Below are 12,621 nucleotides of genomic sequence, written 5' to 3'. Positions count from 1 at the left end.
AGTACTTTCCGCCACCGGCGATGATAAGTATGTATATGGGGAAGAAGAAAATAAAAGCTGAAGATTGGTTTGCGCAGCATAATGACGACCTGCCAACAGATGTGTTTAAAGATGCAGCAGACCGTGAGCGTATAGCCGAAGAGATTTTCAGCAGGGTTTACCTGGAGATTCATCCGGTGCGGAAAATTAAACTGAGGATCCTTCAGGCTGCTGCTGCAGTCCTGATTCTGGGCTCTGCCGCCCTGATTTTCTTCAAAAGCCAGCCGGGATCCAAACCAGCCGGCCGTGCAGTAGCCTGGAAAGTTTACCGCACAGATCAGGGCCAGCCGAGAGTGCTCAGACTTGCAGACAGCTCTCTCGTCACACTTCATCCCGGTGCGGCACTGGCAGTACCTTCCAACTTCGGCAGTGACAAACGTAACGTAAAACTCAGCAGCGGAGAGGCCTACTTCAAAATCAAACGTGATCCCTCACACCCTTTCATCGTGGAGTCGGGCAAACTCGTAGTAAGGGTATTGGGAACAGCGTTCAATGTGCGCAATAACCTGAAAGCCAGACAGACTGAAGTCAGCGTTTCTGAAGGTAAAGTGCAGGTTTCTGACAGCAAAAGGCTGCTCGGACTACTCACCAAAGGTAAACGCATTACCTACGATATTGTCTTAGGCAGCTATATTTCAGATCAGGTACACCTGTCATCGGTAGCCGCATGGAGGAGAAAATCCATCGACCTGGACAATGTGAGCTTCAGCGAGCTCAGCGAAGTGTTCAGCAGTTTCTATGGCGCAAAACTCGAAGCCGGCAACCCGAAGATTCAGCGCTTCAGATATACCTTAACGATCGACAAAGAAAAAGATGCGCTAGGCACATCGAAAATCATAGCAAAAATTCACGGACTTAAATTAAAGGAGAGCAATGGAAAAATAACGCTTCAGTAAAAATAAGAAGGCCGTCATCATTGGAGTGACGACGGCCCGCGAACAGGATGCCCGGGGCATCAGGTCCATTTTAAATGCATAAACACTTAATCAAACATATGAAAAAATTTATACTTCCGGTATTCAGCATACCGACGATTACAGGATGCTGCCTATTCTTCTTGTTTTTGTTCAGCGCCAGGTTTGATGCCAGCGCCGCCATCAGCTCGGGGATTCTTGAAAAGAAGTTTTCCATTTCTTTCAGCAAAGAAAATCTGGAATCTGCCATCCATAAGATTAAACTTAAAACAGGTCTCAAATTCGCCTATGATCCGGCATTACTTAACCTTAAACAGGTAACCATCAGACAGGAGAGCTTTCAGAATGCTCCATTGAATGATATCCTAAATACACTGCTTACCCCCTATGCGATTTCTTATCAGGAATATGAGAACTCTATTATCCTGGCAAAGAGAAAAACGATTTCAGGAAAGGTTGCTGATGCTGCCGACGGCTCTCCCCTGCCCGGTGTAAGCATCATGGTCAGGGACAGCAAAACCGGTACGGTGACCGACCAAAACGGAAATTACCAGATCTCGGTGCCCGACAATAATGCAGTGCTGGTATTCGCGTTCATCGGCTACGCCAGAAAAGAGGTGATTGTAGGTTCACAACAGGTGATTAATGTCTCGCTTGCCGCGGATGACAATAAGCTGAACGAGGTGGTAGTAACCGCACTGGGCATCACACGGGAGGCAAAATCTATCGGTTTTTCGGTACAGAAAGTGGATGGCGACCTCATCCGTGAATCACATGAAACGAACTTGCTGAATACCTTAAGCGGACGTGTTGCCGGTGTGCAGATCACCAACTCCTCAGGTGGTATCGGTGCCTCATCAAATATCCAGATCCGCGGACAGAACTTTGTGAGCGGATATAATTATAATAACTCACCGCTGTTTGTGGTAGACGGTGTGCCTGTAAGTAATAACAATGAGCAGTCTACACGGAATTTTACCGGCAGACAGGATTTTAACAATCCAAACCTTACCGCCGGTGAAGGCGAAGTGGATTACGGAAATGCCGCAGGTGAGATCGACCCGAATGATATTGAGTCGATCACTGTCCTGAAAGGCCCCAATGCTGCTGCATTATATGGTTCAAGGGCTTCAAACGGGGTGGTGCTCATCACTACGAAATCAGGAAAAGGCAGCAAGGGTGTGGGAATATCCTTCAACTCGCAGGCCAGTTTTGAATCTCCTTTGAAGTTACCTGATTATCAGTACCAGTATGGTCAGGGTCGCGATGGTCAGTACTCCTATGTGGATGGTCAGGGTGGCGGTATCAACGATAACGTGCTCGAAAACTGGGGTCCTGCCCTTAACGGACAACTGATTCCGCAGTGGGACTCACCGGTTGATCCTGCGACCGGACGCCGCTCGGCTACACCATTTGTAGCTTCCCCGAACCAGTTGAAAGACTTCTTCGTTACCGGGCAGACTTTTACCAACAACCTGTCCATCTCCAACAGTACGGATAAACTGAACTTCCGCTTGTCGTACACCAACCTGGAGCAGAGCGGAATCGTGGAAAACACGGATCTGAGCAGAAATACGCTTGGATTAAACGCAGGATATGCCATCACGCCGAAGTTTAAGGTAGACGTAAACATGAACTATGTGAATACCGCCAGTGATAACCGTTCCAGCTATGGTGCAAAAAATGAGGAGGCCATCATGAACATTTTCCTGTTTATGCCAAGGAACCTCAACATTGATAACCTGAGGAACTACTGGAAACCGGGAACTTCCAATACGATGCAGAATACGCCGATCTACAATGCCAATGGTGCACGCCTGAACAACCCTTTCTTTGTTGCGCATGAAAACCTCAATGGCAACAACCGCGACAGGGTATATGGTAATGTGAAGTTCAACTATGACTTCCTGCCCAACCTGAAACTGATGGTCAGAACGGGACGCGATTTCTATAACGATAAACGTACGATGCGCCATGCGAATTCTTCAGCGCAATATGTAAACGGATATTACCAGGAGGACGATGTATATTTCCTGGAAACCAACCACGATTTCTTACTGAGCTTTGATACAAAGATCAAAAGCGACTTTAGCTTTAATGCCAATGCAGGGGGAAACTTGCTGACGCAGAAATCAAGACGCCTGGGAGCCATCAACGGCCGCCTGGCGATTCCTAACGTGTACAACTTGTCTAACAATGCCATTCCGGTGATTGCCGGCAACGCGCGTTCAGAAAAAAAGATCAACTCGATCTATGCCACTACGCAGTTTGGTTACAAAAACGCAATCTTCCTCGACCTGACGGGAAGGAATGACTGGTCGAGCGCCCTGCCAAAACAAAACAACTCCTACTTCTACCCTTCGGCATCACTGAGTGTACTGGCATCAGAACTCTGGGATATCAAAGGTACAGCATTAAGCTACCTGAAACTGAGAGGAAGCGTATCCTCGGTGAGAAGGGATCTGGAGCCTTACCAGACGGCAGCAAACTTCCAGGTGACACAAGGATGGGCCGGAGAAACGGTGGCCGTACACAACAACAACTATCCCAACCCTGATATCCGCCCGGAGAAAGTGGATTCTTATGAGTTTGGTTTCGACTCACGTTTCCTGGACAACAGAATTGGCCTCGACGTAACTTACTATAAGAGTACCACGACCGACCTGATTATTCCTGTAACGCTAAACCCTTCAGCAGGTTATGATACCAAACTGATGAACGTCGGTAAAATGAGCAACAGAGGTCTGGAGGTGATGCTGAGCGCTACCCCTTTGAAATACAAAGACTTCAGCTGGGACCTGTCGGTAAACTTTGCGCTGAACCGCAATAAGGTCATCTCACTTGCAGAGAACATTGGTGTTTCAAGGATCCGTCAGCTCGAAAAATGGGCCAGTCTGGAGTTGCGTACGCTGAATACCAAGGGCGATGGCTCCTTCGGATCGCTCTACGGAGATTACCTGATCTATAATCCTTCCGGCTTGACACACAGAAATGGTTTGCCACAGGAGGAGAATGGCGACTGGGGTTACCTCGGAAACGTAAACCCTGACTATACTGCGGGTATCACCAATAACTTCAGGTACAAGAAGTTCTCGCTGAGTGCCCTGTTGAGCATCCAGAAAGGCGGCGTGGTACACTCACGTACCTATATCGAGGGGATCAAATCCGGAGCGCTGAAAGAATCACTGGTCAACAGAGATGCCAATGGTGGCGGAACGATGGTAGGTATCGGTACCGATCTGGATACAAAAAATCCAAATGGCGTGGCCGTAACTACCAGAAATTACTGGCGTGCCTATTATGACAATGATAACATTGCCACCTTCGATGCTTCCTACGTGAAACTGAGAGAGCTGAAGTTAAGCTACGCTCTTCCTGCATCGCTGATGAAAAAGATTGCGGTAAAAAATGGTTCGATATCATTTGTCGGCAGAAACCTGCTGTTATGGTCAGACGTGCCTAACATCGATCCTGAGGTTTCCTCTTATGACGGTCAGTTCCAGGGAGTGGAAACCATGTCCCTGCCTTCAACCAGAAGCCTCGGACTGGCACTTAGTTTAAACTTTTAACAATAACATTCTTTACAAAGACATATGAAAAAGTTCTCTCTTATAGCAGGCAGTTTAATGATACTCTTCAGCTCCTGCAGTAAATTTGAAGAAATCAATATCAACCCCAACAATCCGGCAACAGTACCACCAGAGATGCTGCTCCCGCCCCTGATCAGTGGTGCTGCCAACTCCATGAACGGCAGTGGCAATAAAGCCGGGCAATATGTACAGCACCTGGCATGGCTGGGTGGTACCAGTGAAGATAACGGCAGGTATAACCTTACCGGCGCTTCCTTCCGTGAAGAATGGAATGCCCCGGTGCGTTTGCTGAAAGATGTGAATCAGCTGCGTGAGCTGGGTACTTCAACTTCGCAGCCACAGTATACTGCCATTGCAAGTGTACTCAAAGTCTATATCCTGTCGCTCATGAGTGATGCCTATGGCGATATCCCTTACAATGAAGCGGGTATGGGAAATATAGCTGGCATGGAGTTCCCGCACTTTCAGCCGCAGCAGGAAGTATTCGGGCTGATGCTGGCCGATCTGGAAGCTGCAAATCAGCAGTTTAAGGCTTTACCTGCCGGAGCGATAATCGCCAGGGATATCCTTTTCAGTGGCAATGCCGCAAGGTGGAGGAAATTTGCAAACTCCCTGAAGGTACGTATCCTCATGCGGCAGTCGGCCAAAGTGGATGTCAAAGCAGCGGTAACCGCCATCTTCAACAATCCCGCAGAATACCCGGTGTTTGAAAGCGTTAGCGATCAGGCTACCCTGGTATATAACAACAATACCGATCTGTATTCCTGGTTTATCCAGAATCCGCCATCAGACGGCAGCGGTGTTGATTTCAATGGCAATACCAGGATCAGTGATGTGATGGTGAACCTGCTGAAGAGCAAGAATGACCCGCGTTTACAGATATTTGCGGCACCTACAAAAAACTCTTATAATGCCAATCGTACCAACCCTGCTGTTCCCTTGGTTTACAGAGGCTTGCGTGCAGGCTACAGCGATGCGGAACAAAATGCAGAATATGCGCGTACAGGTTTAAATAAAGACGATTATTCCGTGATCGGGAAACGCATCCGTAAGGAAAACCGTGCCTTCCTGATGACTTATGCAGAGTTGCTTTTACTAAAAACCGAAGCAATACAACGCGGCATGGGCGTAAGTGGGTCGGCAGCACAAACCTACATGGAAGCACTGAAAGCTTCGCTGGAGAAATGGCCGGCTGTAGCATCTGCTTCACAAACCGAAACGCCTTTCATTTCTGAGGCACAAAAGAACGAGTACCTGGCACAGGCTACTGTAGGTTTATCATCTACAGACCAGATCAAACAGATTGCTGAGCAGCTGTGGATAGATTCGTACCTCAATGGTTTCGAAGGCTGGGCTGGATGGAGAAGACTGGGATATCCTCAGATCGTTCCGGGGCCTTCTGTATTATCGCCGATACCTGTGCGTTATACCTATTCCGATAACGAGCAAAATAATCCAAACCTCATTACCTTTGTACAGCAGACGATGGGCGGAGTAATGCCGACGCACAATACGAAAGTGTGGTTTCAGCCATAAATTTTAAAATTATAAAGATGATGAACCCGACATAATTACAATAATTATTAAGCACGCAGAGCAATAATTATTGTAATTATCAAAGGCTCCATCTAACAATTGAAAAACAAACTAATAACAAGATGAATATAAAAACTCTGCTTTGTCTGGCAGCCCTGACGGGAGGTGTTTCTCCTGCGATTTACGCACAGCAATATGATGTAAAAAAGAATACGCATTCGCATAATGATTACCTGCAGGCGCAACCTTTTTACACGGCACATGCCAATCATTTTGCTTCAATGGAAGTTGATGTTTTCCTGGTCGACAATGAGCTGTATGTAGCGCACAACAAGGAAGACATTGATAAAAAACGGACAATAGAGCGATTGTACATCGAGCCTATTCTGGCGCAGATCAAACTGAATGGCAATAACAAAGTTTACCGCGACAGCGGTAAGCTTCAGCTGATGATCGACCTGAAGACAGCCGGTGAGCCTGCCTTAAAACGCCTCGAAGCAAAGCTGAAGCCTATCCGTCAGTATTTTGATGTGAAGAACAACCCGGATGCCGTAAAACTGGTGATCACCGGCGATGCACCCAACCACGACCGCTTCAAAGCTTTTGACGAGATCTTCTTTTTCGATGGTAAACGCAACACACCCTACACCGCTGAAGAGCTCAAACGGGTGGCCTTTTTTAGCGCCGGACTGCATGAATTCAGTAAATGGAACGGACTCGGAAGAATGGTAGAAGAAGATTACCGCAAGTCTAAGAATTTCGTAGACTCCGTACACCGCGTAGGCAAACAGGTGCGTTTCTGGGGAAACCCTGATACCAAAACCTGCTGGCAGGCTTTCATCAAAATGGGCGTGGATTTCCTGAACACGGATTCACCCGCAGAAATGGCTAAATTTCTCAACAACTATGAGAATAACAGCTACTTGGCCAAACAGAAATATTCGGCATACCAGCCCACTTATAAAAGCGATAACAACAAGTCGAAACCCAAAAATGTGATCCTGCTGATCAGTGATGGTGCTGGATTCTCAGAGTTCTGGGCCGCAGCTACCGCCAATGGCGGATATTTGAATGCCACCAACATCAAACATATCGGCTTCTCCAATACAGCACCTGCAAATGACTACAATACAGATTCTGCAGCAGGCGCCACAGCGATGGCTACCGGAGAGAAAACCAATAACCGCTATATCGGCATGGACTCCCTGGGAAAGGCTATCCCCGACCTGCCGGAGACACTGGCAAAGATGGGCATACGCTCAGGAATCGTCAGCAATGACCGCATTACCGGTGCTACCCCTTCTTCCTTTTTTGCACACCGTGTGGAACGCGACCAGAGTGACAGTATTGCCTCAGACATTCAGCACAGTCCGGCTTCACTTTTCATCGCCGGCAATCATCCGGCCCTTGCCGCCAACCAGAACAAAATCCTGAACAAGGTTAAGTCTGCGGGATTTGAGGTGTACGAAGGTCTTGCGCAGCTTCCTGCGTACCAGAAAGGAAAAAAAGTGATCTGCTTTGATGGCGACCGCCCGGCAGACAACTTCCGGCTGATCGAGAATGCCTTTGATGAAAGTGTAAAATACCTCTCAGCAGATAACAAAAAAGGCTTCTTCCTGGTGATGGAAGGTGCAAAAATTGATGGCGGAGGACATTCCAACAGGATCAAACAGTGTATCGATGAGTACCTGAGTTTCGACAAGGTGATTGGCAAAGCGATGAAGTTTGCTGATGAAAACGGAGAAACCCTTGTGCTGGTTACTTCAGATCATGAAACCGGGGGACTGATCATCTACGACGGGGATTATAAAACCGGGGCGGTCACAGGTACTTTTACCACCAACGACCATACAGGTCTGCCTGTGCCCTTGTTCAGCTACGGACCGGGATCAGAAAACTTTACGGGTTTTATCCAAAACTCAGACATCCCTAAAAAAGTGGTGTCACTTTTGAAATAATGAAGTAAGAGGCCATCCATTGGGATGGCCTCTTTTTTTTATACAGACCTGCTAAAACTTAGCTGATCGAGGTACAAACGCGCATTTTTATGTCTGCGTAAGATACTTGCCGGACAACTTTCTGCAACTGGCCCGCGCAAGGTATTCTTCACTGCCTCCGCCTTACTGTTTCCGGGTACAATAGCAAAGATGAAGGTCGCGTTCATCAAGGCAGGAACCGTCAGGGTGAGTGCTTCCAGAGGTACGTCATCCAGCACTGCAAAACATTTGTCGTTCACCTGCTGCTGCCTGCATGGCTCATCCAGGATTACCTTTTTTACCAGCAGGGGGTCATCAAAATCCGCTACCGGCGGGTCATTGAAGGCAATATGCCCGTTTTCGCCGATGCCCATACATACAATGTCCACGGGATGCTGCTGTAAAAGTGCTGCATAACGTTCGCTTTCTGCGGATGCGCTGCTGGCAGAGCCGTTGAGGTAGTGTACGGATTTAAAGCTGACCCGATCAAATATCCTCTCCCTGAGAAAGTTCCCGAAAGCCTGCGGGGCATCTGCCTGTAGTCCCAGGTATTCATCCATATGGAAAGCATTGATCTTGTCCCAGGGCAGCTCTTCCTGCAGTAAGGCTGCGAGAAAATCGTTTTGCGAAGGTGCCGCAGCAAAGACAACATTGATTTCTGCCTTTTTTTCCAGCAGGGAAAGGATGCAGGAAGCCACATCGTCGGCAGCCACCTCGCCCATCAGCGTTCTGTTTTCAAAGACCAGAACTTCCAGTGCCTCTACGTTGATAATTGGAATGATCGTATTCATGTATTTCAAATTATTTTTCAAGAAATGATGGAGAAGTAAAAACCTTTCTGCCCGAGACAATCGTCTGCATAATATTCACCTGATCATCGAATATCACCACATCTGCATCCTTGCCGGCCAGCAGAGAGCCCTTGCGGTCGGCAATACCGACAATCTCCGCAGGTGTAAGCGAGGCCATTTTCACCGCATCAGCCACAGAAGTATCCGCCAGGTTGATCATGTTCCTCAGCAGTCGGTCCATCGTCGCCACACTACCCGCAAAAGAACTTCTGTCGGGCAGTTTTGCCACATCGTCTTCCACAATCACCGGCAGGCCATCTCTCCTGCTTCCCAGGATACTTGGTCCGGGGGGCATCCCCGCAGCCCGCATCGCATCCGTGATCAGTGCAATCCGGTCGGCCCCCTTGATCTTCAGCACCAGCTTCAGTAAGGGTGCCGGCAGATGGATGCCGTCGGCAATGATCTCTACCGTCATCGCATCCAGCAGGTAAGCACTTTCCACCACCCCCGCATAGCGATAGGCATTGCGGCGTGTTACACCCGACATACAGGAATAGAAGTGTGTAGCATGTCTGAAACCCTGCTCAAATGCCGGTAATACCTCTTCGTAAATCGCATCCGTATGTGCAATCGAGGCCAGGATTCCGTTTTCAGCAAGGTACTTCCCAAACTCCAGTGCCCCCGGCAACTCCGGTGCCGCACTCCAGCGTTTGATATGTGCAGAACCGGCGATGATCTCACGGTATTCTTCGGCTACAGGGTTTCTGATATACCTGGGGTCCTGAGCCCCTTTTTGCTGCATGGAAAAATAGGGTCCTTCGATATGGATGCCGACAAATGCTGCGCCCATCTTATTCTTGTCAAACACCTCGTCATAAATTTTCAGCGTATCCAGCAGGTCCTGTTTCTCGCTGCTCAGCGTTGTAGGCATCATGGCTGTAGTACCGTACTGCGCATGCAGCCTGGCAATTGCCAGAAAGCCGTCCGGATCATTGTCCATAAAGTCGTGCCCCCCACCGCCATGCACGTGGATATCAATAAAGCCCGGTGCCACGTAATGCCCCGCAGCATCAATCTCCAGTGCATCCGGAACATCGATATTCTTCGTGCTCACTTCCAGTATTTTGCCATCGTCAATCACTACACACCCCCCATGCAGTACACGGTGTGGGGTAACGATCCGGCCATTGTATATTTTAATCTTCTTCATTTGAGCTGTACTATGGATGTGCAACCTTTCCTCCCCTACCAAGCGTATTAAAGGCACGGAAGCGCAGGTTTTTTGAAGCAGTAACCGGTTTCACATAGAGGCTGCTTTTGCTGTCGGGCAGCGATCCGTCTGTGGTATAACGAATGGCAAATCCCGGCAGGTCAGTATTGGCTTCGGCCTGAGCTCCACGGATCCTGATGGCAGGCGTAGGAATGCGGTACTGATAACCACCTGCATAGCTGTCCAGCCTTCTCATCTCCCGGGATACTGAATGGCTAAACCTTGCCCAGTCCTTTTCATAGTATATTTTGGCTTTTACGCTATCTTTTTCTGCTGCCCATTGTGGTGAGGGCGACCAGGCTCTTTCTGATAATGCCAGTAATCTTGGCAGGTACATATATTCCAGGCGCTCAGGTGTCTTCACAGTCTCTGACCAGAGTAAGCCCTGTAAGCCAGCCACATTTTTCTGTCCTGCGGCCGTTAAATGTTCAAATGATGACAGCATCGAAGCCGGTAAAGGTCTGTTCACATAGTCGGTATGCTGGTTACGCAGATAGTCAAAGGGTATGAATTTGAACGACTGCTCGATATTGATCAGGCCACCCCAGTTAAATCCGGGTTCATCAAACTGACGGATATAGGCCATATCAAAGTAGAAGTTAGTCACAAAGGAAAGTATCACTTTATAACCAGAATTCGCCAGCCTATAGGCCAGGTCTTCATTACCGGACATATTATTCCATACGTTCACCCGGAAGTTCTTATCGAGGAATAAAGGGTTTGGCATCCATCTCCGCGGGTTCTCCGCAGATTTGCGCAATGCTGTTTCCTCCCATCCCGAAAGAAACAGTCCCTTTTTTTGCAGCATGTCTGAAAGTCGGCCAAAAAAGTAGTCCCAGAGATCTGCAGTCTGCTTAATTTCCGGATGCAGCTTTTTGAATGCATTCACCGATGGCGATCCCGTCCATACGCCTGCCGGCACTTCATCCCCACCAAAATGTATCGTTTCCAGCGGCGCTGCGGCCTGTGCGTACATGTCAATGATTTCATCACTCACTGTTTCCAGGAAACGGTATGCCGAAGGCAGCGAGGGATCGATTACATGGTCGTTCCACTGCTGCACAGAGTGGTAAAGCGATGTATCGGCAAGGTCCCTGAGCAGGTACTCGCGGGCCTTGAGTGTATCCCCTGCCTTCATGAATTTCCTGTAACGTGCCTGCATAGAGACAACTGCGGCACGGGCATGGCCCGGAGTTTCGATCTCAGGAATCACGTTGATATGCCTGCGGGCGGCGTATTTGAGTATGTCTATAAAATCCTGACGGGAATAATATCCACTGCCGGAATTTACCCCCTGCACTGGTCCGGAGCCATACGATGGCATCAGCCGCTCCTGCTCGTCGAGCGTATGCCCCCTGTTTGCACCTACGTCAGTCAGTTCCGGCAGGGCTTTGATTTGCAGACGCCAGCCTTCATCATCGTTCAGGTGCAGATGGAGCGTGGTTAACTTATACAATGATAGCAGATCTATCAGTTTAAGGATTTCCTGTTTGGGCTGAAAATTCCTGGCCACATCCAGCATTACGCCCCTGAAGCCAAATCTTGGGCGATCCTGCACTTCCACATATTTAAGTTTGATATTTTGCACCTTGGTAGCAGGTGTCAGAGGATCAATCAGCACCTTTAGCGACTGCAAACCATAATGTATCTCCCTGGCGCTTTTTCCTGAGATCAGGATCCCTGCAGCAGAAACACTTAGTTTATATTCGTCCTCCATCAAAGAGTTATCTTTCTGAAGTCGTAACGCAGCGCGCTGACCTGTATTGGCTACTTTAAACTTTTTACCAAATAATAACTTCAGGTCATCATTCAGCAGTTCAGCCTCCACAGCAAATGCCTGATCCGCGATGATACTTCCGGAAGCGCTTAAGGTGTAAAATCCTGCATTTTCCTTGTAGCTCAGTGGCTTTGGAAAAATCCGCTGGGCAGCACTGGCAGTCCCAGCCCTTTGATTCAAAGCAAACAGCTGTGCTGGGGTCAGCTCCTTATCTCCTTTGAACCTGCTCATCTTATCTTCAGGTAGAGCGTGGATCAGAGGGTCGTTCATGGCAAAACCCGTATCTTCCGCATCGTCCCAAACGAGGTAAAAGCCATGCGGACATTCACTTTCGTTCACTACCCAGCCGGCGGACAAATATTTCCATTCAATTTGCTGCCCCGAGGCAAGACCTTTAAAGTCTTTGCCGGGAGATAACATGTAGAAGTCCCCGTTGATATGTTTCACCACAAACCGGGCATCGGCGGTCAGTGCCGACATTCTTTTGATACTATTGAAATAGATCTTCCAGCCCGTGGCCGGTAAAGCGTCCGCGCCGGTATTGCGGATACTCAGGCCATTCAGCGTCTGGTCTTTGCCCTGGTAATTGTTTTCATAAACATACCAGTTCAGTTCAAGTTTTTTAGGGTCAGGCTGTTGCCGGCCGGGCTTTGCGGCCATGGCTGTATTCGTCAGGAAGACAGCAATCAGGCAGATGGTTAGAATTTTATACAATGGTTTTTCTATTT

General features: G+C 48.5%; 7 protein-coding genes. 4 read left to right on the top strand and 3 right to left on the bottom strand.

What is annotated here, in order from left to right; translation table 11 throughout:
• The first annotated feature begins 35 nt into the window (after positions 1–35).
• The 4 genes from OQY15_RS11595 (at position 36) to OQY15_RS11580 (ending at position 8,037) form a co-directional block, all read left to right on the top strand.
• A complete protein-coding gene (locus tag OQY15_RS11595) occupies positions 36–935 on the top strand; it encodes a FecR family protein (protein ID WP_265791790.1) in 900 nt (299 codons plus the stop codon).
• A 98-nt stretch (positions 936–1,033) separates the two neighbouring features.
• Positions 1,034–4,522: a SusC/RagA family TonB-linked outer membrane protein gene (locus OQY15_RS11590; protein WP_265791788.1), complete on the top strand. Its 3,489-nt coding sequence runs from the start codon at positions 1,034–1,036 to the stop codon at positions 4,520–4,522.
• A 24-nt stretch (positions 4,523–4,546) separates the two neighbouring features.
• The gene (locus OQY15_RS11585; protein WP_265791786.1) at positions 4,547–6,079 is read left to right on the top strand and encodes a SusD/RagB family nutrient-binding outer membrane lipoprotein; all 1,533 of its coding nucleotides are present in this window, start codon (positions 4,547–4,549) and stop codon (positions 6,077–6,079) included.
• A gap of 122 nt (positions 6,080–6,201) precedes the next feature.
• Positions 6,202–8,037 (top strand): alkaline phosphatase, encoded by a 1,836-nt coding sequence (locus OQY15_RS11580; RefSeq protein WP_265791784.1) that lies wholly within the window; start codon positions 6,202–6,204, stop codon positions 8,035–8,037.
• A gap of 38 nt (positions 8,038–8,075) precedes the next feature.
• Here the strand turns inward: OQY15_RS11580 and OQY15_RS11575 are convergent, their stop codons facing one another.
• The 3 genes from OQY15_RS11575 to OQY15_RS11565 are packed head-to-tail and all read right to left on the bottom strand — an operon-like array spanning position 8,076 to position 12,607.
• Positions 8,076–8,846 (bottom strand): glucosamine-6-phosphate deaminase, encoded by a 771-nt coding sequence (locus OQY15_RS11575; protein ID WP_265791782.1) that lies wholly within the window; start codon positions 8,844–8,846, stop codon positions 8,076–8,078.
• 10 nt (positions 8,847–8,856) lie between these two features.
• Positions 8,857–10,056, bottom strand: coding sequence for an N-acetylglucosamine-6-phosphate deacetylase (gene nagA / locus OQY15_RS11570; RefSeq protein ID WP_265791779.1), 1,200 nt, complete (start codon positions 10,054–10,056; stop codon positions 8,857–8,859).
• A 10-nt stretch (positions 10,057–10,066) separates the two neighbouring features.
• The gene (locus tag OQY15_RS11565) at positions 10,067–12,607 is read right to left on the bottom strand and encodes a family 20 glycosylhydrolase (protein ID WP_265791777.1); all 2,541 of its coding nucleotides are present in this window, start codon (positions 12,605–12,607) and stop codon (positions 10,067–10,069) included.
• Between the last annotated feature and the right edge of the window lie 14 nt (positions 12,608–12,621).

Origin of the sequence: Pedobacter sp. MC2016-15 (assembly GCF_026239695.1) — a bacterium.
Classification (GTDB): Bacteria; Bacteroidota; Bacteroidia; order Sphingobacteriales; family Sphingobacteriaceae; genus Pedobacter.
The sequence above is the reverse complement of the archived record's forward strand: the minus strand, read 5'-3'. Positions and strand labels throughout refer to the sequence as shown.

Excerpts from the sequence above, each read along its gene's own strand:
- OQY15_RS11595 (WP_265791790.1), top strand. The coding sequence starts at position 36 with ATGGGGAAGAAGAAAATAAAAGCTGAAGATTGGTTTGCGCAGCATAAT.
- OQY15_RS11590 (WP_265791788.1), top strand. The coding sequence starts at position 1,034 with ATGAAAAAATTTATACTTCCGGTATTCAGCATACCGACGATTACAGGA.
- OQY15_RS11585 (WP_265791786.1), top strand. The coding sequence starts at position 4,547 with ATGAAAAAGTTCTCTCTTATAGCAGGCAGTTTAATGATACTCTTCAGC.
- OQY15_RS11580 (WP_265791784.1), top strand. The coding sequence starts at position 6,202 with ATGAATATAAAAACTCTGCTTTGTCTGGCAGCCCTGACGGGAGGTGTT.
- OQY15_RS11575 (WP_265791782.1), bottom strand. The coding sequence starts at position 8,846 with ATGAATACGATCATTCCAATTATCAACGTAGAGGCACTGGAAGTTCTG.
- nagA (WP_265791779.1), bottom strand. The coding sequence starts at position 10,056 with ATGAAGAAGATTAAAATATACAATGGCCGGATCGTTACCCCACACCGT.